13 protein-coding genes are annotated in these 20,883 nt (G+C 72.1%); 7 read left to right on the top strand and 6 right to left on the bottom strand.

Going from position 1 to position 20,883, the window contains the following annotated elements; genetic code table 11:
• The first annotated feature begins 73 nt into the window (after window positions 1–73).
• Entirely contained in the window at window positions 74–1,468 is a 1,395-nt protein-coding gene (locus tag WMF34_RS30980) for a sigma-54-dependent transcriptional regulator (RefSeq protein WP_012238643.1), read from the top strand.
• A 143-nt stretch (window positions 1,469–1,611) separates the two neighbouring features.
• On the opposite strand, the gene WMF34_RS30985 is transcribed toward WMF34_RS30980, so the two are convergent.
• The 3 genes from WMF34_RS30985 to WMF34_RS30995 all read right to left on the bottom strand — a co-directional run bounded on the left by WMF34_RS30985 (window position 1,612) and on the right by WMF34_RS30995 (window position 5,029).
• Window positions 1,612–2,730 (bottom strand): branched-chain amino acid aminotransferase, encoded by a 1,119-nt coding sequence (locus tag WMF34_RS30985; RefSeq protein WP_437990056.1) that lies wholly within the window; start codon window positions 2,728–2,730, stop codon window positions 1,612–1,614.
• A gap of 177 nt (window positions 2,731–2,907) precedes the next feature.
• Entirely contained in the window at window positions 2,908–3,543 is a 636-nt protein-coding gene (locus WMF34_RS30990; protein WP_173427425.1) for an MBL fold metallo-hydrolase, read from the bottom strand.
• Window positions 3,544–3,739: 196 nt separating this feature from the next.
• Window positions 3,740–5,029 (bottom strand): hypothetical protein, encoded by a 1,290-nt coding sequence (locus tag WMF34_RS30995; protein WP_012238646.1) that lies wholly within the window; start codon window positions 5,027–5,029, stop codon window positions 3,740–3,742.
• 844 nt (window positions 5,030–5,873) lie between these two features.
• On the opposite strand from WMF34_RS30995, the gene WMF34_RS31000 reads away from it, so the two are divergent.
• Window positions 5,874–6,962, top strand: coding sequence for a serine/threonine-protein kinase (locus WMF34_RS31000; RefSeq protein ID WP_012238647.1), 1,089 nt, complete (start codon window positions 5,874–5,876; stop codon window positions 6,960–6,962).
• A 25-nt stretch (window positions 6,963–6,987) separates the two neighbouring features.
• Here the strand turns inward: WMF34_RS31000 and WMF34_RS31005 are convergent, their stop codons facing one another.
• The gene (locus tag WMF34_RS31005) at window positions 6,988–8,868 is read right to left on the bottom strand and encodes an amidohydrolase family protein (protein ID WP_231864334.1); all 1,881 of its coding nucleotides are present in this window, start codon (window positions 8,866–8,868) and stop codon (window positions 6,988–6,990) included.
• A 2,001-nt stretch (window positions 8,869–10,869) separates the two neighbouring features.
• Between WMF34_RS31005 and WMF34_RS31010 the strand changes: the two genes are divergently transcribed.
• The 5 genes from WMF34_RS31010 to WMF34_RS31030 all read left to right on the top strand — a co-directional run bounded on the left by WMF34_RS31010 (window position 10,870) and on the right by WMF34_RS31030 (window position 17,515).
• The gene (locus WMF34_RS31010; RefSeq protein WP_437990057.1) at window positions 10,870–13,017 is read left to right on the top strand and encodes a TOMM precursor leader peptide-binding protein; all 2,148 of its coding nucleotides are present in this window, start codon (window positions 10,870–10,872) and stop codon (window positions 13,015–13,017) included.
• Between the two features lie 11 nt (window positions 13,018–13,028).
• Window positions 13,029–13,802 carry a SagB/ThcOx family dehydrogenase gene (locus WMF34_RS31015; RefSeq protein WP_012238652.1) on the top strand — a complete coding sequence of 258 codons (774 nt, stop codon included), beginning with the start codon at window positions 13,029–13,031 and terminating at the stop codon, window positions 13,800–13,802.
• Window positions 13,803–13,833: 31 nt separating this feature from the next.
• Window positions 13,834–14,871 carry a TOMM precursor leader peptide-binding protein gene (locus tag WMF34_RS31020; protein WP_080599047.1) on the top strand — a complete coding sequence of 346 codons (1,038 nt, stop codon included), beginning with the start codon at window positions 13,834–13,836 and terminating at the stop codon, window positions 14,869–14,871.
• 111 nt (window positions 14,872–14,982) lie between these two features.
• The gene (locus WMF34_RS31025; protein WP_437990058.1) at window positions 14,983–16,500 is read left to right on the top strand and encodes a protein kinase domain-containing protein; all 1,518 of its coding nucleotides are present in this window, start codon (window positions 14,983–14,985) and stop codon (window positions 16,498–16,500) included.
• The gene (locus tag WMF34_RS31030) at window positions 16,478–17,515 is read left to right on the top strand and encodes a hypothetical protein (RefSeq protein ID WP_437990059.1); all 1,038 of its coding nucleotides are present in this window, start codon (window positions 16,478–16,480) and stop codon (window positions 17,513–17,515) included. The genes WMF34_RS31025 and WMF34_RS31030 overlap by 23 nt, the downstream gene beginning before the upstream one ends.
• A 110-nt stretch (window positions 17,516–17,625) precedes the next feature.
• Here the strand turns inward: WMF34_RS31030 and WMF34_RS31035 are convergent, their stop codons facing one another.
• Both WMF34_RS31035 and WMF34_RS31040 read right to left on the bottom strand, forming a co-directional pair.
• Complete coding sequence (locus tag WMF34_RS31035; RefSeq protein ID WP_437990060.1) at window positions 17,626–19,092, bottom strand: OmpA family protein; 1,467 nt, start codon at window positions 19,090–19,092, stop codon at window positions 17,626–17,628.
• A gap of 20 nt (window positions 19,093–19,112) precedes the next feature.
• Window positions 19,113–20,375 carry a hypothetical protein gene (locus tag WMF34_RS31040; protein ID WP_437990061.1) on the bottom strand — a complete coding sequence of 421 codons (1,263 nt, stop codon included), beginning with the start codon at window positions 20,373–20,375 and terminating at the stop codon, window positions 19,113–19,115.
• Between the last annotated feature and the right edge of the window lie 508 nt (window positions 20,376–20,883).

Here is a 20,883-nt window from a genome sequence, read left to right on the forward strand (position 1 = left end):
AGCCGCGCGGCCGCGCGGTCGCCGAACGAGTGTCGCGGCGCCTCGCGGACACGGTATGTTCGGAAGGAACGATATGAACGCTGAGAAGAGGCAGAGCTCGAGGGTGCTCGTCGTGGACGACGAGGCGAGCGCGCGCTCGGGGCTGGAGAAGCTGTTGCGCCAGGAGGGTTATACCGTCGACGCGGCGGCGGACGGCGTCGAGGCGGTCGAGGTCGCGGCGGAGCGGCCGCCGGACGTCGTCATCACGGACCTGAAGATGCCGAGGATGGATGGGGTGGCGCTGCTCGGGAAGCTGCGCGAGCAGGATCCGGCGCTGCCGGTGATCGTCGTCACCGCGTTCGGGGACGTGACCTCGGCGGTGCTGGCGATGCGGGCGGGGGCCGAGGATTACCTGACGAAGCCGGTCGACTTCGACGCGCTCCTCCTCACGCTGGAGCGCGCCCTCGAGCGGAGCGCGCTCCGGGTCGAGGCGGAAAACCTCCGCCGGCAGCTGCGGGAGCGCCAGGGCGAGGGCGTGGAGGGGCTCATCGGGACGAGCCCGGCGATGCAGAGGGTCTACCGGATGGCCCGGCAGGTGGCCGGCGCGCGGGCGACGGTGCTCATCACCGGCGAGAGCGGCACGGGCAAGGGCGAGCTCGCGCGCGCGATCCACGCGAAGGGCTCGCGCGCCAAAGGGCCCTTCGTGACCCTGCACTGCGCGGCGCTCGCGGAGTCCCTGCTCGAGAGCGAGCTGTTCGGCCACGAGCGCGGCGCGTTCACCGGCGCCGACAAGCGGCGCATCGGGCGGTTCGAGCAGGCGCACGGCGGGACGCTCTTCCTCGACGAGGTCGGCGAGATCGCCCCCTCGACGCAGGTGAAGCTGCTCCGCGTTCTCCAGGAGAGGACGTTCGAGCGCGTCGGCGGGAACGACGCCGTGACCGTCGACGTGCGGCTCATCGCGGCGACGAACCGCGATCTCGCGGCGGCGGTGCAGGAGGGCCACTTCCGGGAGGACCTCTACTACCGGCTCAACGTCGTCCACATCGACATGCCGCCGCTGCGCATCCGCGACACCGACGTGCTGCTCCTGGCGAATCACTTCCTGCGCCGGTTCGCGGCGGAGAACCACCGCAAGATCGAGGGGTTCACCGACGAGGCCCGGGCGAAGCTCATCGCGCACCGGTGGCCGGGGAACGTGCGGGAGCTCGAGAACGCGATCGAGCGGGCGGTCGTCCTGTGCGACGACGCGCGCATCGACGCGGAGCACCTCCCCATCGACGCGGCGCCGGTCGCCAAGGGGGCCCTGCGGATCCCGGGCGCCACCATGGCGGAGATAGAGCGCTATGCCATCCTGTCGACGCTCGAGGCGACGAACGGCTCGACGACGCGCGCGGCCGAGCTCCTGGACATCAGCATACGCACCATCCAGTACCGCCTGCACGAATATGGGCTGACGGCGAAGTCCAAGCGCCCGCCGGCGGCGCAGTAGAGCGGCTTCCGCCCACTCCTGCCACGTGCAGAGCGGCGGTCACCCGCACAGGAGACGGGCCCAGATCGGCGTTTTCGGCGCGCAAGCGCACTCCGGTGCGCTGAGCACCGAAAACGCCGAGGTGGGCCCGTATCCGAAGCGGGTCAGACCACGTCGTGCATCCAGCCGTGGCGATCGGGGGCGAGGCCGTGCTGGATGTCGAGCAGCGCCTCCCGGAAGCGCGTCGCCACGGGGCCCGTCTCGTTGTTGTGGATGGAGAAGGTCCCCTCGCGGGACTTCACGGCGCCGATGGGCGTGATGACCGCGGCCGTCCCGCACGCGAACGCCTCGGTCATGCGGCCCTCGCGCACCGCCGCGCGCCACTCGTCGAAGGTGACCCTGCGCTCCTCCGCGGCATAGCCGAAATCCCGGGCGAGCTGGATGATGCTGTCGCGGGTGATGCCCGGCAGGAGCGTGCCTGTCAGCTCGGGGGTCACGATCACGGGGCGCCCCCGCTCCTCGTAGACGAAGAAGATGTTCATTCCCCCCATCTCCTCGACGACGCTGCGCTGGACGGCATCGAGCCAGACCACCTGCGCGCAGCCCTCGGCCGCGGCGTTCATCTGCGCGAGCAGGCTCGCGGCGTAGTTGCCCGCAAACTTGGCCGCGCCCGTGCCGCCCGGCGCCGCCCGGACGAAATCCTCCGAGATCCAGACCGTCACCGGCTTCACGCCCTGAGGGAAATACGCGCCCGCAGGCGACGCGATCACCAGGAAATCGTAGTCGCGCGACGCCCTCACCCCGAGCGCCGCCTCGGTGGCGAACATCAGCGGTCGGACATACAGGCTCTCGCCAACCGGCGAGGGGACCCATGCGCGATCCTGGCGGATCAGGGCGTCGACCGCGCCGACGAACAGGTCGACCGGCATCTCCGGCATCGCCAGCCGGCGGGCAGAGCTATTGAAGCGGCGCGCGTTCGCCTCCGGCCGGAACGTCTTGATGCGCCCGTCCGGCTGCCGATAGGCCTTGAAGCCCTCGAAGATCGCCTGACCGTAATGCAGCACCATCGCCGCAGGATCGAGCGTGATCGGCGCGTACGGCCGGATCTGCCCCCGGAGCCAGCCCCTGTCCGCCGCGTACGGGATCACGACCATGTGCTCCGTGAACACGCGTCCGAAGGCAGGGTTCTGCATGCGCTGCGCGCGCTCCGCGTCGCCGAGGGGATGCGGCGTGGCTAGAATCTCGAGATCGACCTTCTTGACAGGCGCGCTTTCGGTGCTCATCGTGCTCGACTTCCGCGGCGGACAGCGGTCGACCCGGCTCGAGTGGGCCGACGCGCGTCATCGTCGCGCGGCATTTTTCGAAAGAATCCTGGCGGGATGCAAGCACTTTCTCGCGAGAAAGCACCGCGGCGACGTGGTCAAGCGAGCGCGCAAGCGAGCGCGCGAGCGAGCGGCGCGTCACGACCGCAAAAAGGGATTTCTGTCGCGCTCCTCGCCGATCGTCGTGGAGGGGCCGTGTCCGGTGACGACCCGGGTCGACGGATCGAGCGTGAGCAGCTTGCCCCGGATGGATGAGACGATCGCCCGCGAGTCGCCGCCCCACAGATCGGTCCGGCCGATGCTGCGCCGGAACAGGGTGTCCCCCGTGAACGCGACGGCGCCCGTCTCCGCGAGCACCAGGAACGAGACGCTGCCCGGCGTGTGCCCCGGCGTGTGGAGCACGTGCAGATCGAGCCCGCCCGCCTTCACGACCGCGCCGTCGTTCAGGTCGCCGTCGACCTCGCACCGCTCCGGCAGCGCAATGCCGAGCATCGCCGCCTGGACGGGGAGCATGTCGTAGAGGAAGCGGTCGGCCTCGTGAATGCGGGCCGCGGCGCCGGACCAGCGCTGGAGCGGCGCCGTGGCGCCCACGTGATCGATATGGGTGTGCGTGTGCACGATGGCCGCGACCTTCGCCCCGGCCTGCTCGACGCGCGCGCGGATCTCGTCGAAATCGCCCCCGGGGTCGATGACCACGGCGCCCTTGCTCACAGGGTCGACGAGGATCGAGCAGTTGCACCCCAGCGGACCGACGGAGAACGTCTCGAGCAGCACAGGGCGAGCTTGTAGCACGCGGAGCCCCGACCTCCACGCGCGACATCGTCGGCGAGGCGGCGCCGCGAGCGCCGGTCGACCACCGCCGACCACCGCCCGGAGCGCGCGGCGCCGCGGCGCTGAAGGACGCGCGGAGACCTCGGATCCTCGCGGACCTCGGGTGCTCGATCCCGCGCGCGCTGGCCGCCCGCGGCCGCTACTTCGGGGCGCTCACGATGGTGCCGTTCATTCCGAGTCCGTTGGTCCAGTAGACGCGGGTCGCGTCGAGGGCGATGCCGTAGGGCGACGGCTCGCCGGCCGCCACGGCCCCGATGATGCCGTTCGGCAGCATCCTCATGACGTTCGGTGAGGTGGGGTCCGCCCAGTAAACGCCCGTCGCGTCGGCGGCGATGCCCCTCGGGTTCCCCTGCCCGCTCGCGATCACCGCCGGCTCTCCGCCGGTCTTGGCCACCCGCATCACGTTGCCGGTCCTGCTGGTCGTCCAGTAGACGTGCGTCGCGTCGACGGCTATCTCGCGCACCTGGCCTTGATCGACCGCCAGCGTGGTGAACGGGCCTTCGCCCCTGGAGTCCTTGGGCGCGGACATCACCATGCCGCGCTCGTTGCGCACGGTCCAGTAGACGTGCGTCTCGTCGACCGCGAGGGCGTGGGTCGTCCCGCCCCCGTCCGAGATGACGGTGAACGGCCCGTTGCCGTCCGAGTCCTTCCGCGCGCGGACCACGGAGCCGCCTTCCTCGCGGTTCGTCCAGTAGACGAACTCCTCGTCGATCGCGATGCCGAACGGATCGGGCTGCCCTGCGGCGATCGCCACCGGCGCCTCCTGCCCGCCGACCCGCGCCCTCATCACCTGACCGTCGCTCTCGCCGGCCACGCCCTGGTTGGCCCAGAAGACGTGGGTGGCGTCGGCCTTGATATCGGCCGGCTGGACCTGCGCGGTGGCGATGTTGATCGCGACGGCTTCGCCCTGCGTCCACTGCCTGACCACGCCCTGCTCCCCGTTGGTCCAGAACACGATGCCGTTGGCGACGGCGAGGTACAGCGGATCCCGCTGGCCCGAGATGTGGATCGAGGTGCGGATGCACGTGCCGTCCCGGCAGGTGCCATCGCAGTCGACGGGGCAAGTGCCGCAATGGAGGGCGTCGTTCGTCACGTTGACCTCACAGCTGTTCTCGGCATCCGCGTCGCAATCGACGTAAACGTCCCCGCAGACCGGCGGCTCGTCGATGATGGGCCCCACGCCCCCGCTCCCGCCGCTCCCCGCGGTCGCTCCGCCCACGCCCGGCTCGCCCCCGGTGCCCTGGCCGCCCACGCCCGCCGCGCCCCCCGTGCCCGGCGCGCCGCCCTCGCCTCCTCCCGCGGAAGCCGTGGTCCCAGGACCGGACCCGCCGGTAACGAAGAGGTTCGACGCCTCAGGCGTGGAGCAAGCTGCTACGGCGAGTCCGGAAACGAGCCCGAGGAGAACGGTGCGACGCATTGTGCTGTGCATGGAAACCTCCACCCATACAGGCTACACGAGCCTGTCGAAAAAACGCATCTGTGAACTTGATGTGTTTTCAAACCTAATTCGTCCGCGCACGACCGGTCACGCCTCGTGCGGATCCGGAGGACGATGACGCCGATGCGGCGGGCGAGGGCGCGCGTGGCAGGACAGCAGGCTCGACCCCGGCGCGTGCGGGCGCGCGGGTCCGGCCGCCCCGCGCGGGCGCGCGCGGCTGGGGCTCCGGCAATGTCGCTGGATCTACCGACAAGTGGTCGCGCTCCGCCGGCGACGGGGAGCGCCGCCCAGCGCGCAACGGGCTCTCGCCACGCCGGGGCCGCGGGCGCGACTCCGCACCTCGCGCGGCCGGCGCTCCCCGTCGCGCGGCCGTGAGGCACAGGCGATGAGGGGTCTCCGCGCGCTCGGCCGGAGACACGATGAGGCAGCGCCATCAGCGCAGGAGACGGCGCAGCCCGGCGACTCACGATCACGGCGGAGCGGTGGAATCTCGAGAGAGCGCGCGCGGCCGCGGCGGTGGGCGCGATCTCCCGAAGGCCGCTCGGGAGGCCTGGCTCACGCGCGCTTCGTGAGCTCCAGCCTCGGCGCCGCCCGCCCGCCCGCTCCCTCGCGAGCGCCTCGCCCACGCGCCCAACCGGGAAGATGGCGCTGGGCGCGCAGGGGCGCTACCCTCCGGACGCCGCGTGTGTGAACGTACGATGTCATCCAGGGTGGATCCGCTGTTCCGCCGCGTGGCGCGCGGTCACGGGGGAGCGCGCGGCGCGGCTGTGCGAGCCCTGCGCTGCGGCCTCCTCGACAACGCCGCGCGCGGGGCTCGACCTGGAGGCGCGAACGCATGAGCGAGTCCGTGTTCATCGCGGGAGGCCAGGCGAGCTCCGCGGCGCGAGAGCGCGCGATGACGCTCGTCGGGCGCACGCTCGTCCACCGCTATCGCCTCGAGGAGCTCGTCGCGATGGGCGGCATCGCCGCCGTCTTCAGGGCAAAGAAGCTCGCGACCGGCGAGGACGTGGCCGTCAAGGTGCTCCACCCGGACGCCGAGGAGCTGCCGGAGCTCATCGAGCGCTTCGAGCGCGAGGCGCTCGCCGGTCGCCACATCTTCCACCCGAACGTCGCGGCGGTCTACGAGATCAACCAGCTCGACGACGGCGCGTGGTTCATGGTGATGGAGTTCATCCGCGGCATCACGCTGCGGAAGCTCATCGACCAGGGCCCCGTCCCCCCGCTGCGCGCGGCGAACATCGCGCGCCAGCTCGCGAGCGCGCTCAACGCGGCGCACGACTTCGGGATCGTGCACAGGGACGTCAAGCCGCTCAACGTCATGGTCCTCGACGGGCCGGAGGAGCGCGTCCTGCTCATCGACTTCGGCCTCGCCAAGGTGCCGATCGAGCAGTTCTCCATCACCGACGACGGCTCGCGCCGCTCGCTGACGAACGCCGGCGTGCTGCTCGGCACGGTGGCGTACATGGCGCCCGAGGCGGCGCTCGGCATGCGCTCCGTCGACCGGCGGGCCGACCTCTACGCGCTCGGGGTCATCCTCTACGAGATGCTCGCGGGCAAGCACCCCTTCACGGCGGTCGAGCCGTCGGCGCTGTTCGCGCAGCACCGGTCGGCCGTGCCGCCGCCGATCGCCGAGCGCTCCCCCGGCGTCGTCGTCCCGCCCGCGCTGGAGGCGGTCGTGATGCGCCTGCTCGCCAAGGACCCGGACGACCGCTTCCCCCACGCGCGCGCCGTGCTCGTGGCGCTCGACGCCGCCATCCAGAAGATGAGCGCGCCCGAGAGCGGCATCGCCCTCGCCGCCCCGTCCAGCCTCCGGGCCGCGGCCAGCTTCATCGAGCGGCGGACGTCGCGCGCCGTGATCGCCGGCGCGGGCATCCTGTTCTTCGCGATCGGGAGCGTGATCGCCTGGCTGCTCGCGTCGCGCTGAGCGCGCGCGGCGTCGTCGCGCGCGCTCAGCGGCGCTCGGATTGCTCACAGGTCCCCACGGGGAGGCCCGCGATCGCGGTGCGATCGACGCATCGCTCGCCGCCCGGGCACGGCCCGCCGCGCTCGCCGCGCGGATCGCAGAGCGCTCTGCACGTGTTCGAGGGGTCGCACACGCTGCCCGGCGCGCAGGCAAAGGACGCGTCGCACGGCTGCCCGTTCGAGCCAGCGCCCGCGTACCAGCACGACGTCGAGCCGTTGCCCCAGAACACGCAGGCGGCGCCGTTCGCGCAATCCTGCGTGAAGAGGTCGCAGCCGTCGCCATCGACGCAGGCCCCCGCGGCGAGCGAGCCGCCGTCGACGAAGCACGCGCTCCCCGGCGCGCAGTCCGAGGCGACGCTGCAGGTCGCTGCGCAGATCTGGGCCGGGCTGCACGCCCGCGCGGGCGCGCACTCCGACGCGGCGAGGCACGTCTCGCCGAGGCCAGCGCCCGTCCTGGGCGCCCGCGCGAGGTTCGTCTTGCGCGGCAGCGCGAGCGCCTCGCGATCGAGGAGGACGCCGGACTTGTAGACGCGCGACACGCGCCCCAGCGCGCGGATGTCGGCGAGCGGATCGCCGTCGACCACGAGCACATCCGCGAGCGCCCCTCGCTCGAGACGCCCGAGGTCGGGCCGCCCAAGCACGTCCGCGGCACGCCGCGTGGCTGCGGCGAGCGCCTCGAGCGGCGGCACCCCGGCCTCGACGAGGAGCGCGACCTCGCGGCGCAGGCTGAGCCCGTGAAAGACACCCGGGTTGCCGGCGTCGGTGCCGGCGGCGATGGTGACCCCGGCCTGGTAGCAGGTCTTGAGGTTCGCGATCCCCTGCTCGCGCCACGCCTTCACGAGCTCCCGGTACCGTGCTGTCCTGAGCTCCGCGAGCAAGGACGGGTCCTGCAGCGCGGCGATCACGCCGGCCGGCACGTCGTCGGCGAGGGCGGGGTCGTCGAGCTCGGTGAGCGTGCCATGGACCGTGCGGGACAGGCCATCCTGCACCACGAGCGTGGGGACGACGACGGCCCCGGCGGCGGCCATCCTCTGCGCGAGCTCCGGCGAAATCCGGTCCTCGTCCGGGACGTGCGCGAAGAGCGTCACGCCGGCGTCGAGCGCCATCTCGATGTCGGCGGCCGCCGTTGCGTGAGCGATGACCCGGACGCCCGCGGACACGGCAGCCTGATTGATGGCCGCCGCGGACGGGGGCGAGAGGTGCGGGAGCGGCTGCGATCCTCCCGACTCGAGCACGATCTTGATGAAGTCGGGGGCCCTCGGGAGTAGCGCTTCAAAGGCGCCATCGACGTCGGCGGGAGAGTCGATGAAGACGCAGAAATCGCCGGGCGGGCTGCCGAGATAGCAGGGATGCCCTCCGGTCGGCGTGAGCAGCGGACCGGCGGCGAAGAGCTGCGGAGCGAGGATGTCGCCGGCGTTGATGCGCGCTCGCTGCTCGAAGATGACGTGCTGGGAGGAGCCGAGGTCGAGGTACGAGGTCACGCCCGCCCGGAGCATCGCCTTCGTGTGATCCTCGATGTGGAGGTCGCCGTCGTAATACCCATAGGGCCCGGCGACGCTGAGCGAGTGGACGTGGAGATCGATCAGCCCGGGGAGGACCGTCTTGCCGGCGACGTCCACGACCTCGCCGCCCCCGGCCTCGACGCCGTCGGGCGCGACGTCGTCGAAGACGACCTGCTTCACCCTGTCGCCCTCGATCACCACGGTTGCCCTGGCCGCGCGCGTGCCGTCGAACACCATGCCTCCCTTCAGCACGGTGCAGCCCGCACACCCCACCTCGGTCGCGTTGAGCGTCGAGGGGCGCTCCGCGACGCCGCAGCCTGCGAGCCACGTTGACGCGGAGAAGAAGCACAAAGCGAGGCGACCCATCGCCAATCCGGGCGAAGTACGACGCATGACACTCCGTTGTTGATGGGCGCCTCTGGCACCCGAGAAGAGGCGGACCGGTTACCGGAGACAGGGCGGAAAAGCAATCGAATGAGGCGGCGCGCACAGCGCGGTGCATGCGCGCCCGCAGCGTGCCGCGTTATCCAGGATTGTTCGCGTCGAGGAGGGCGAGGCGCTTCGTCGCCGACGTCCCTCTCGGCGCTCCGGCCCGAGCGGGTGACGGCTCCAGATCGCAGGAGAGCTCGACAAATGGGCCTATCCCGGAAGCGCACCCGCTCGAGCGCACGGAGGGAGCGCAGGGAGGCACGCTCGATGTTGTTCCGGCCTTCTCGGCTCCTCCGGCGGCGATCATGGCCATAGGGGAGAGCCGCCCGACGTGGGACGAGCGAGAGAAGGGAGCCCGCGGACAGCCACCTTTGGCGGCCAGTTCCCTCGCGCTGCACACGGATCGGGCCGCCCTGGATGTTAGGGAGTCAGCCCAAGGTTCCGTCGTCCAGCGACAAGCCGCCATATTGACGAAGACCCTCTGCGTGCCTCACCTACTCGTGGGAGGCTCTGCGATGAGTGATTCGAAAAAAGAAAACAGTGCTCCGAAGGAATTGGATGTGATGATGAAGGAGCTCCGCAACGCCATCGACGATTTGTCGACCAGGCTGGACGACATGGCAACAGCGACTCCGGCCAGTTACAACTGCAGCTGCGGCGGCTGCGGCGGCTGCGGATGTGGCGGATGCGGCGGCTGCAGATGTGGCGGCTGTAGATGTGGCGGCTGCAGATGTGGCGGCTGCGGCAGGTGTCGCTGTAGCTAGCCCCGAGGCCGGCGAGGCCGAGCGATAGAGCTCTCTGGGGAGACGGGGAGCGCGAGGCTCGAGAAAGGCACGTTCCCGGCTTCCCCGGCTTCCCCGGCTCACCATGAACGCGCGACGTCGCGCGTTCGTGGTGAGCTCGCGAGTTTCTTATTTCGTATCCCCTCCGCTCGTCGGAGCACGGCTCCCCGAGCACCAGAATTGAACCTCTTTACCGAAAGTGCAGGGCGGCGCCTGTCGAGGCGCCGCCGCGCTGCGCTTTCCTGGAGATCTCGCGTGGCCGCTCAACTGCCCAGCTCAGCGACCACCGCTCCCTCGCTCGAGGGGACCGCCCGCCTGCGCCGGCGGAAGCGCGCGAGACGCTCGCGCGATCACGCGTCCGGGAGCCCGCGAAAACCTCCTTTGGCGGCCGGATTTCTCGCGCTGTGCACGGGTCGGATCTCCCTGGATGATAGGGAGTCAGCCCAAGCTTCCGTCGTCCAGCGACGAGCCGTCATATTGACGAAGACCGTTTGCGTGCCCCACCTACTCGTGGGAGGCTCTGCGATGAGTGCTTCGAACAACGACAACAATGCTCCGAAGGATCTGGATGTAGCGATAAACGAGATCCACAATGCCATCGACGAACTGTCGACCAGGCTGGAGGACGTGGCAGTAGCGAATCCGACCGCCCGCAACTGTAGCTGTAGCTGTAGCTGTAGCTGTAGCTGTAGCTGTAGCTGTAGCTGTAGCTGTAGCTGTAGCTGTAGCTGTAGCTGTAGCTGTAGCTGTAGCTGTAGCTGTAGCTGTAGCTGTAGCTGTAGCTGTAGCTGTAGCTGTAGCTGTAGCTGTAGCTGTAGCTGCGGCGGTTGCCGATGCGGCGGCTGCCGATGCGGCGGCTGCCGATGCGGCGGCGGAGGCAGGTGTCGCTGCAGCTAGCCCTGAGGCTGGCTAAGGCCGAGCCATAGAGCTCTGGTGGGAGACGAGGAGCGCGAGGGGTCGAGAAAGACAACTTCCCGTCTTCCCGGGCTCACCACGATCGCCCGACGTCGCGCGGTCGTGGTGAGCTCGCGAGCGTCTTCTCTTCTTTGCCTGTCGGGGCACGGCTCCCCGAGCACTAGAGTTGAACCTCTTTACCGAAGGTGCAGGACGGCGCTCGTCGAAGGGCCGCCGTGCTGTCCTTTCCTGGAGATCTCGCGTGGCCACTCAACTGCCCAGCTCAGCGACCACCGCTCCCTCGCTCGAGGGGACCGCCCCGCCTGCGCCGACGGAAGCGCACGAGAAGCTCGCGCGCTCGCGCGTCCTCGTGGTCGGGCTCGAACCGTGGGGCGCCATCGCGGCCATCGAGCTCGCGTGTCTGGGCGTCGGCGCGCTCCACGTCCTCGACGACAGGGAGGTCACGACCGACGATCTCGGCCCCTTCGCCGAGGCGGATCTCGGAAAGGATCGCGCGCGCTCGCTCTCCCTCGCGCTGTCACGCATCGCCCCCGGCTGCGCGGTCACGCCCGGAACGCTGCGCGCCGCTGTGGATCGCCCGATCGTCCAGGAGGACACCGGCTGGGACCTCGTCCTCGCCTGCGTCTCGGGCGATGATCTCCTCGTCCTCCAGGGCGTCGCCCGCTTCGCTCACGCGGCCTCCGCCCTGTCGCTCAGCGCGCACATCGAGGGGCTCGACGCGGTGATCGGCCCGGCCGTCGTGCCGGGCGAGACCGCGTGCTGGAACTGCTGCCGTCTGCGGAGGCTCGCGACCAGCGATCGGCCAGAGGCGGATCACGCGCTCCAGGCGTCGCTCCTCGCCGCGCGCCCAGGGCGGCGCGCGCGCACCTACCTCGCGCCGATGCCGGCGTTCCTAGGCCACGCCGTCGCGCTCGCGGCCCTCGATCTGCTCGTGAACCGGGCCGCGTCGCGGCTCACGGGCCATTTCATCGTCCAGAACCTGGTCGACCCGGAGGCGTCGCTCCACGCCGTCCTGCAGATGCCCTGGTGCGCGGTCTGCGGCGGCGCCGCCGACGCCCTCCGCACGGCGAGCGCGCGCCGGGGCTCGACCACGCGCCTCCACGAGGCCCACGATCCCGCGGCGCTCCGCCGGATGCTGGCCGGCGTCGTCGACGCGCGGTCGGGCATCGTCCGCCGCCTCACGCTGGACGCCACGAGCCCGGCGCTCGCCCCGCAAGCGCCCATCACGGCCGCGGCGGTCCTCAGCGAGTACACCGATGGCTCTCCACACGCTCACGGCGCTCGTGAGCCGCAGGTCGGCACCGGAAAGGGCTTCACCGCCGTCGAGGCCCTGATCAGGGCGACCGGCGAGGCGGTCGAGCGCTACTCTGCCGAGGTCGTCAACCGAAAGGAGCTCCTTCGCTCCTCGGTCGCCGGGATGGCAGGCGACTTCATCGCTCCGGAGCAGCTCTGTCTCTACGACGAGGAGCAGTATGCAAGGCCCGGATTCCCCTTCGTGCGGGTCGATAAGGCCGCGCCCATCGACTGGGCCCTCGGGCGCTGGATGGACACGGGCGCGCCCGTGCACGTGCCGGCGCTCCCGACCTACTTTAACTACTGCGGAGGGCACGACGCCCACTTCTGCCAGGTGACCTCGAACGGGCTCGCCGCGGGCGCGACGCTCGAGGACGCCTCGATGGGGGCCGCGCTCGAGCTCATCGAGCGCGACGCGTTCATGATCTCATGGCTCGCTCGCCGACCAGCGCGGCGGATCTTGCCCGACGACTCGGTCGATCCCGAGGTGCACGAGATCGCCCGGCAGCTCGAGGAGCGCGGGGCCCGGATCGAGCTGTATCTCCTCGACGGGGGCGTGTCGGTCCCTGTGGTGATGTGCGTGGGTTACGGCGACGGCAAGCGCTGGCCCGGCGCGGTGGTCTCGATCTCCGCCCACCTGAGCCCCCTCACCGCGATCACGAAAGCCATCTTGGAACAAGGCCAGATATGCCACTACGTCTTCCGCCTGATGACGGGTGAGGCGGTCGCCATCCCCGAGCGGCCCGAGGATGTGCTGACGCTCGAGGATCACGCGGTCTACTACCTCCCCCCGAGCCGCGCCGAGGCGTTCGCCTTCCTCCGCGAAGGAGGCACGGTGACCGCCGCCGAGCTGGAGGAGCCCGAGGACGTCTCTCCGTCCGAGCTCACCCGGCGCGTGCAGTCCGCGGGGCTGCGCATCGCGATCGTGGACGTGACGTCGCCCGATCTCGCGGCGACCCCTTTCCGCGTCGCCCGGGCCGTCGGGCCCTATTTCCAGCAGATCCATTTCGGCCACCAGCTCGCCCAGCTCGGCAACCCGCGCCTCCGTTCGATGACCCCCCACGGCATCAATCCTGACCCGCACCCGATGGCCTGAGAGAGGACACCATGGCAAGGAGCAAAGAGGCGGACGTCGCGCGGCTCTATCATCTCCAGTCCTCCCACGTGAGGTCGCGGCCGCTGGAGCCGCCGTTCGACGCGGATCTCCAGCCGATCCGCTTCCGCACCTACGTGGGCTCGACGCGCACGCCGCTGCCCGGGCGCGATTTCGCGATCGATGCCCCGCTCGGCGCGGTGCTGGAGCAGCGGCGCTCGCACCGCGAGTTCGCCCTCAGGCCGATGCCCATCGAGACGCTCGGGCGGCTCCTTCACGCGAGCTACGGCGTCCGCGGCACGCGTAACGTCGAAGGGGTGTGGAGCTGCGATCGCCCCGCGCCCTCAGCCGGCGCCCGGTATCCGCTCGAGATCTACGTCGCGACGCAGGCCGTCGAGGGGGTCCCGGACGGCCTGCACCACTACGACCCCCGCGCGCACGAGCTCGAGCTCCGCCGGGAAGGCCTCGCGCACGCCACGCTCGTGGATCTCACGCTGGGTCAGGACATGATCCTGAACTCCAATGTCGTGGTCGTCATCACGGCGGTGCCGTTCCGCACGATGTGGAAATACGGCCAGCGCGGATATCGCTTCCTGTGGCTGGACGCCGGGCACGTCGGTCAGAATCTCTATCTCGTCGCGACGGCCATGGGCCTCGGCCCGGTGGGGATCGGCGGATTTTACGACGAGGAGCTCAAAGCCTTCCTGGCGCTCCCGGCCGAGGAGGACACCATGTACGTCGTCTGCATCGGTCAGCCCGCGCCGGCCGAGGGCCGGAAGGGGCCCTAGCGTGCCTGAACCAGAAGCGTCGGAGAGCACCATGCCCAGCATTCGACTCAGCCGCTCGGCCAGCATCACGCCCACCGACGTGGGCGTCATCCTCCGCTCCGATCTCGGCAGCTTCCAGCTCACCGGCCTGGATGTGAGCGCGTTCGTCGAGCGGATGGTCCCGCTGCTCGACGGGTCGCGCGACCGGGAGGCGCTCGTCGAGGCGCTCGCGGACTACTCGCGCCAGAGCGTGACGGCGTTCCTCGACCTGCTCGAGGCGCGCGGCCTGGTCGAGCCGGTGCCCGACCACGCGCCGTCGGCCGACGGCGATCGCCTCCGCGGGCAGCGCGAGTTCCTCCGCAAGTGGTCGTCGGCCCCGGAGCAGGCGGCGCAGCGGATCGCGAACGCGCGCGTGCTCGTGGTGGGCCTCGAGCCCTGGGGGGCCTCGGCCGCCCTGGCGCTCGCGGGGGCGGGCGTCTCCGCGCTCCGCCTGATCGACGGCGGCGCCGTCGGCCCGCGCGACGTCGCGGTGGTCCGCGCGCGGGGGGAGGCGGCGCTCGGCGGGCCCCGGCGCGGCGCCGTGGCCGCGCTGATCCGCGAGCACGCGCCGCTCTGCCGGGTGGACGAGAGCTCCTCCGCCGCGCTGGAGGGGGGTGACCTCCTCTCGCCGGAGGGGCGCCCTCACCTCCTCGTCGCGGCGGTGCGCGGCGACGACGCGGAGCTGCTGGAGCGCGTCGCGCGGTTCGGCCATCGCGCAGGGATCGCCTCGCTCTTCTCGCACCTCGCGGGGACGACGGCCGTCCTGGGCCCGCTCGTCTTCCCGGGGAAGACGGCGTGCCGGATCTGCGCGACGACCGAGGCGCTCAACCCCTCGCTCGCGGCGCGCTCCCTGGCCGAACCCGCGCCGCACGCCGGCACGATGGGTCAGCTGCTCGGCCACCTCGTGGCGATGGAGGCCCTCAAGGTGCTCTCGGCGTACACGCCCTCCAGGCTCGGGGGCAGGTTCCTGATCCAGGACCTCGCGACGCTCGAGACATCGCACCACACGCTCGTGAGGTTGCCCTGGTGCAAGGTTTGCGGCGAGGGATGACGCGGGGCTCTAGGTGCTCTAGCCTGCGGCCGTGAAGAGGCCTCCCCTTCCAGCCGCCTCCCGCATCGCCGACGCGCCCGCCGCCGTCGCCGATGGCCCGGGCCTCGCGCCATGATCGGTCGAACGCTCGACGACCGCTACACGATGCTCCGGCTGCTCGGCCAGGGCGGGATGGGCGCCGTCTACGAGGCCCGGCACGCGGGCACCGGCCGCCGCGTCGCGGTGAAGGTCATCCTCGGCCAGGCCGCGGACGACGAGCTCGTCCGCCGCTTCCAGCGCGAGGCGCGCGCGGTCGGCGCGGTCGAGTCGGAGCACATCGCGCAGGTGTTCGACACCGGGCGCGACCGCGAGACCGGCGCGCCGTACATCGCGATGGAGTTCCTCGAGGGCGAGGACGTGCAGGCCCTCATCGAGCGGCTCGGCCCGCTCCCTGTCGATCTCGCGCTCCGCATCGGGCTGCAGGCGTGCCTGGGGCTCGAGCGCGCGCACGAGGCCGGCATCGTCCACCGCGACATCAAGCCGGCGAACCTGTTCCTCGCGAAAAAGCAGGGCGGCCAGCGCGTGATCAAGGTGCTCGACTTCGGCGTCGCCAAGGTGACGGACAACAGCCTCGGCAACGGCGGGATGACGAAGAGCGGGGCGCTCCTCGGCTCTCCCCTCTACATGTCGCCCGAGCAGGCGCGCGGCAACGGCGCCATCGACGCGCGCTCGGACGTCTGGTCGCTCGGCATCAGCCTGTACCACGCCCTCTCGGGCCATCGGCCCAACGAGCACCTGACCGGCCTCGGAGAGCTCGTCCTGGCCATCTGCACGACCCCGGTGCGCTGGATCCAGGAGATCGCGCCCTGGGTGCCGCCGGAGGTCGCCCGCGTGGTGCACCGGGCGCTGGTGATCGATCCGGCGGGCCGCACCGCGAGCGCCGGCGAGCTCGCGGCGGCGCTGCGCGCGTTCCTGCCGGGCGGCGAGGCGATCATCGAGGCGATGCTCGTGCCGCTCGACGCCGCCACGCGCGCGTCGCGCGCGTCGTTCGGCGCCATCTCGGCCCCCCCGCACGCCTCGAGCGCGCCGTTCGGCGCTGCGCTGACCCCGCCGCGCGCGTCGGCCGCGCCCTTCGACGCCGCGGGGCGCCCGTCGGGCGGGCAATCCGGACCGTATGCGCTGTCGGCCACGGCGCCCGCGACGAGCGTGCGGCTGTCGAGCCGCCCCGAGCGCCCGGCGTCGCGCCCGCCCGTCGCCCTGATCGCCGGCGGCGTGCTGGCCGCCGCGCTCGCGGGCGGGGCGGGCGTCTACCTCGCGGTGCGCAGCGCGCCGCCGGCCGCGCCCGCGCCCTCGGCCGAGCCGGCGCCGCCTGCGCGCGCCGAGACCGAGCCGCCGCCTCCGTCCGCCGGCGTCGAGGCCAGGCCGACGCCGTCCGCCAGCGCCGAGCCGCCGCGCGCCGACACGCCCGTGGATCCGCCGGCCGCGGCCTCGTCGACGCCCGCGGCGCCCTCCGCTGCGGCGACGGCGCGCGCCGTCGCTTCGGCGCCGGCGAGCGCCGTCGCTCGACCGCCCGCGCCGAGGCCGTCTGCGGCCAGGCCGCCGCCGCACAGGCCCCCGAGGAATGACGATGATGAGACATCGAGGAAATAGCCGCGTCGCGTGGTGTGTCGCCGCGCTCCTGTCGCTCTCCGCGGGTGTCGCCAGCGCGGAGCCGTCCGCGGATCAGGCGGCCGCGGCCGAGGCGCTCTTCCGCGAGGGGCGCGATCTCGTCGCGCAGGGCAAGCTCGCCGAGGCGTGCCCCAAGTTCGCGGCGAGCCAGCGGCTGGACCCGGGCTACGGCACCCAGTGGAACCTGGCGGACTGCCTCGAGCGGCTCGGCCGCACCGCGAGCGCCTGGGCGGCGTTCCGCGAGGCGGCGGACATGGCGAGCCGGGCCGGCCAGGCGGACCGCGAGGCGAAGGCGACCCGCCGCGCGGCCGATCTCGAGAAGAAGCTCGAGCGCCTCGCCATCACGGTGAGCACGCCGGCGGACGGCCTCGTCGTGAGGCGCAACGGCGCGGTCCTCGACGCCGGCGCGTGGGGCGCGCCGCTCCCGGTCGATCCGGGCAAGCACCGCGTCGAGGCGACCGCGCCCGGCAAGAGGCCGTTCTCGGTCGAGGCGCAGACCGCCGGCCCCGGCCAGGTCGTCACCGTGGAGGTCCCGCCGCTCGAGGACGACCCCGCGGCGACAGCGGCGACCCCGCCGCCCGGCGGGCAGCCCGGGCCGCTCGCCGCGCCGCTCCAGCCGGCCGCGGGCGGCGATGGAGACAGCAGCGCGGGCACCCGCCGCACCCTCGCCTTCGTGGCAGGCGGCGTCGGCGTCGCCGGCGTCGTGACCGGCTCGGTCTTCGGGCTCCTCGCCAGCTCGCGGTGGAACCAGGCCCAGGACGATCACTGCCGGACCGAGACGCTCTGCGACGCCCGCGGCGTGGCGCTGGTCGAGGACGCCAAGAGCGCCGCGAAGCTGTCCACCGCCGGCTTCATCGTCGGCGGGGTCGGGCTCGCGGCCGGCGTCGCGCTGTTCGTGACGTCGCTCGGCGACACGGAGCCCGCGGCGGCGCGGATCGTGGTCGCGCCTGCCGTCGGCACGGCCGGCGGCGGGCTGGCGATCCACGGCCGCTTCTGACGCCTGGCAGCGCCCGGCGCCACGGCGCGCCGCGGCGGCGGCCAGCCCCGCTGCGGGCCCCGCCGCCGTGCCCGGGAGGGCGCGACGCGCCGCTCCCGGGCGAGCGCGCCTCACTCGTCGATCACGAACTCCACGCGGCGGTTCTTCGCCAGGCTCGCCGGATCGGTGCCCTCGGCCACCGGCCTGTCCGACCCGAAGCCCTCGGCCGTGAGCCGGCCCGGGCTGACGCCCTTCCGGATCAGGTACTTCCGGACCGTCTCGGCGCGCTGCTCGCTCAGCTCCTGGTTCAGCTCGGGCGTGCCGGTCTCGTCGGTGTGCCCCTCCACCCGCAGCCGCTCGATCTCGGGGTTCGCCTTCATGACGAGCGCCACCTGATCCAGGGTCCTGTACGAGTCCTGCTCGAGCTCGGCCGAGCCGGTCCGGAAGCGGATAGTGTCCCGGATCACAAACTCGCCCTGCTCGTACGCGACCCGCGGCTCGCCCTTGTCGGGGCAGCCGTCGTCGTCCTCGACGCCGTTGATCGTCTCCTTCTCGTCCGGGCACTCGTCGTCCGCGTTCGGCACGCCGTCGTGATCGTCGTCGGCGTCCTCCTCGGGGCAGCCGTCGCTGTCGTAGTCGGCGTCGCGATCCTCCGGGACGTCGGGGCACTGGTCGCGCTCGTCGTCGACGCCGTCGTGGTCCCTGTCGTGCGAGGTCGGCGTGTACTTCACGCCCGCGAACACGCGGAAGATCGGCACGCCGTAGCCGGCCAGCGCGCCGATCCCCGGGCCCGCGGTGATCTCCCACTCCTCGCTCGGGTTGATCTTCACGTAGCCGAGCGCCTCGAGCGGCGTCTCCTCCTCGTTCAGGTCGTCCGCGGCGATGCCGATGCCGCCGTTCGCCTCGGCGCCGATCTCGACCTTCCCGTCGATGCCGCCGAAGCGGTAGCCGAGCGCCGCGGCGTACGTCAGCTCGCTCGCCGCCTCGACGTTCGCGTACGTCGTCCCCTCGCGGATCGCGACGCCCGCGTTGACGCCGAACCTGAGGCCGGGCGCGAACCGGTGATCGAGCACGATGCGCGGCCAGAACACGACGTTGCGCGCGCCGCCCGCGAAATCCCCGGTGTGCGTCGGGACGCGCAGCTCGGCCACGAGGCCGAGGCCGATGGAGTCGCGGTCGTCGAGCAGGCGCAGCTTCGGCACGATCCGGATGTCGCCGAGGCCCGCGAACGACGGAGAGCCCTCGCCCGACTGCGCGAGGAAGAACGGGATGTCGAGGCCGAGCGCGAACGGCTCGGCGATCGTGACCGACGCCATGAGATCGGCGCCCAGACGGCCGCTCACGATCTGGCTGCGCACCTCGCCGTCGCCCGTCGCGACGATCAGCGGGTTGCGCGCGTAGTTCAGGAACAGCCCGAACGCCCATGGATCGCCGGGCTCGCGGACGCCGGAGCCCTCCGTGACGACGAAGGCGTCGTGGGTGACGGCCGGCTTGAAGCGCTCGACGTCGATGTCCGTGCTCTGCGCCGACGCGGGCGTCGCGGAGGCGAGGACCGCGCACGCGGCGCAGGTGATGGCGGCGAGGCTCGGTGCGCGCATGGTTCTCCTCTTCATCGGCTTCATCGGCCGGCTCCGGGTCCGCGGCGCGGGCGCCTCCGCAACCGGAGCGCGAGCCCGCCGGCGGCGAGCAGCGACAGGGCTCCCCCTCCGTACGGCGCGGGCCCCGCCGCGCAGGCGCAGGCGCCGCCCTGGACCGCATCACCCGGCAGGAGATCCGGTTCGCCCGGGCCGCCCGCGCCGCTCGACGCCCCGCCGTCGACGCAGCGCCCGGTCGGCGCGCAGCGCAGGCCCGCGCCGCACCCGGACGAGCCCGGCGAGCACGGGCCGCACTGCCCGCTGACACACACGAGATCGCCGCACTGGGCGTTCGACGTGCAGGTGTCCCCGGGCGTGGGGACGCACCGGTAATCCGCGGAGCAGTCCTCGTCCGCGTCGCAGTCGACATCGTCGACGCACGACACCGGCAGGATGCAGTCGCCGTCCACGCAGATGCCCCTGCCGGCGCAGTCCGCGTCGCGCGTGCAGCCGGAGGGCGGGACGATCACGTCGGGCACGCGGTCGCCGTCCGCGTCGCCGGCCACGCACGGCGCGGAGAGGCCGATGTCGAGATCGCCCGGCCCGAGCGCCGCCGCGTCGTTCACCGACCGGAAGTACAGGTTCGCCTCGCACGCCACGCCGACGCCCACGGTGTCGAGCGCGATGGATGCCTGCGCGTACCCCCGCGTCGCGTCGTTGATCAGCAGGGGGTCGATGTCCGTCCCGGCCTCGGTCGCGACCTGCGCGTCCGTCACGTCGACGGGCTCGTACCGCCCCGACGCCCCGGAGAAGGACCAGACCCTCACGAGCGTGCCGTCGCCCTTCACGCCGAGCACGACCTCGTAGCCGCCCGGCGACCCGTCGTTCGTGAACCGGTCGTCGATCCCCGCCGTCGCGGCGGTGCCGCCGGTCTGCCGGTTCCTGTCGGTGTCGATGAACACGAAGAGCGTCGTCTCCCGGCTGATCGCGGCCGTCTCCGACACATACCCGCGCACCCAGAACCGCCCGTCGGCGGCGACCGCGTACGCGGAGCGGAAGTCGATCGATCGCTCCGGCGCATCGAAGGTCTCGCCGTCGCCCGCGACGTCCTCGTCGCCGTAGGGCCACCTCGGCTCCCCGCTCCTGTCGATCGCGACGATCTCGTCGAGCACCGGCGTCGTCCGCCCGCCCGTCCACGTCTGAGCGGACGAGCTCCTCGGAAGGAGCGCGACGCCGAGCGCCGCGCCCACAGCCAGCGGCGCGACCCACGAGCGCCCCCGCGCGCACCCATCTTTGTGTTGTGCCATGGCGGGGAGCATCCTCGCACAGGTCGCCGCAACCCTTACAAATGAAAGGCGATTCGCGCCCAGAGTGCGCAAGGGTGCGCGCCTGCAATACCATGCATCCATACCGTTTGTTCGCGCGCGAGCGGGAAGCGGGAGAAGCGCTCACCGTCGATGCGATGTCGATGCGCTCACCCTCCGTGCCGATTGGGCAGCTGATCATCGCTCCTCCCTCCCCGCGCGCACGAAGCGCGGAGAGCACGGTAGAAGGCGAACGCGCGCGCCGGAGGCGCGGCCTCCACGCGCGGCGGCCCGGAGCGCCGAGCGGCCGTGACGCGGGCGACCAAGCGCCCCTTCTTTTCATCACCGCGCGGCTCGCCGGGGCCTCCAGCGCGATCACCTGGCTTGGCCACGCGCCCGTGTTCTGTAACTGTCCCGCGGTCAGTTACGCGTCGCTGCGCCGCCGTGGGCTCGGGGGGTCCGAGCGCTGGCGCCTGGCCGCGCGAGATGAATCCCTCTTCCGATCGAAGGA

This window comes from Sorangium sp. So ce145 (genome assembly GCF_051525985.1).
Classification (GTDB): domain Bacteria; phylum Myxococcota_A; class Polyangia; order Polyangiales; family Polyangiaceae; genus Sorangium; species Sorangium cellulosum_B.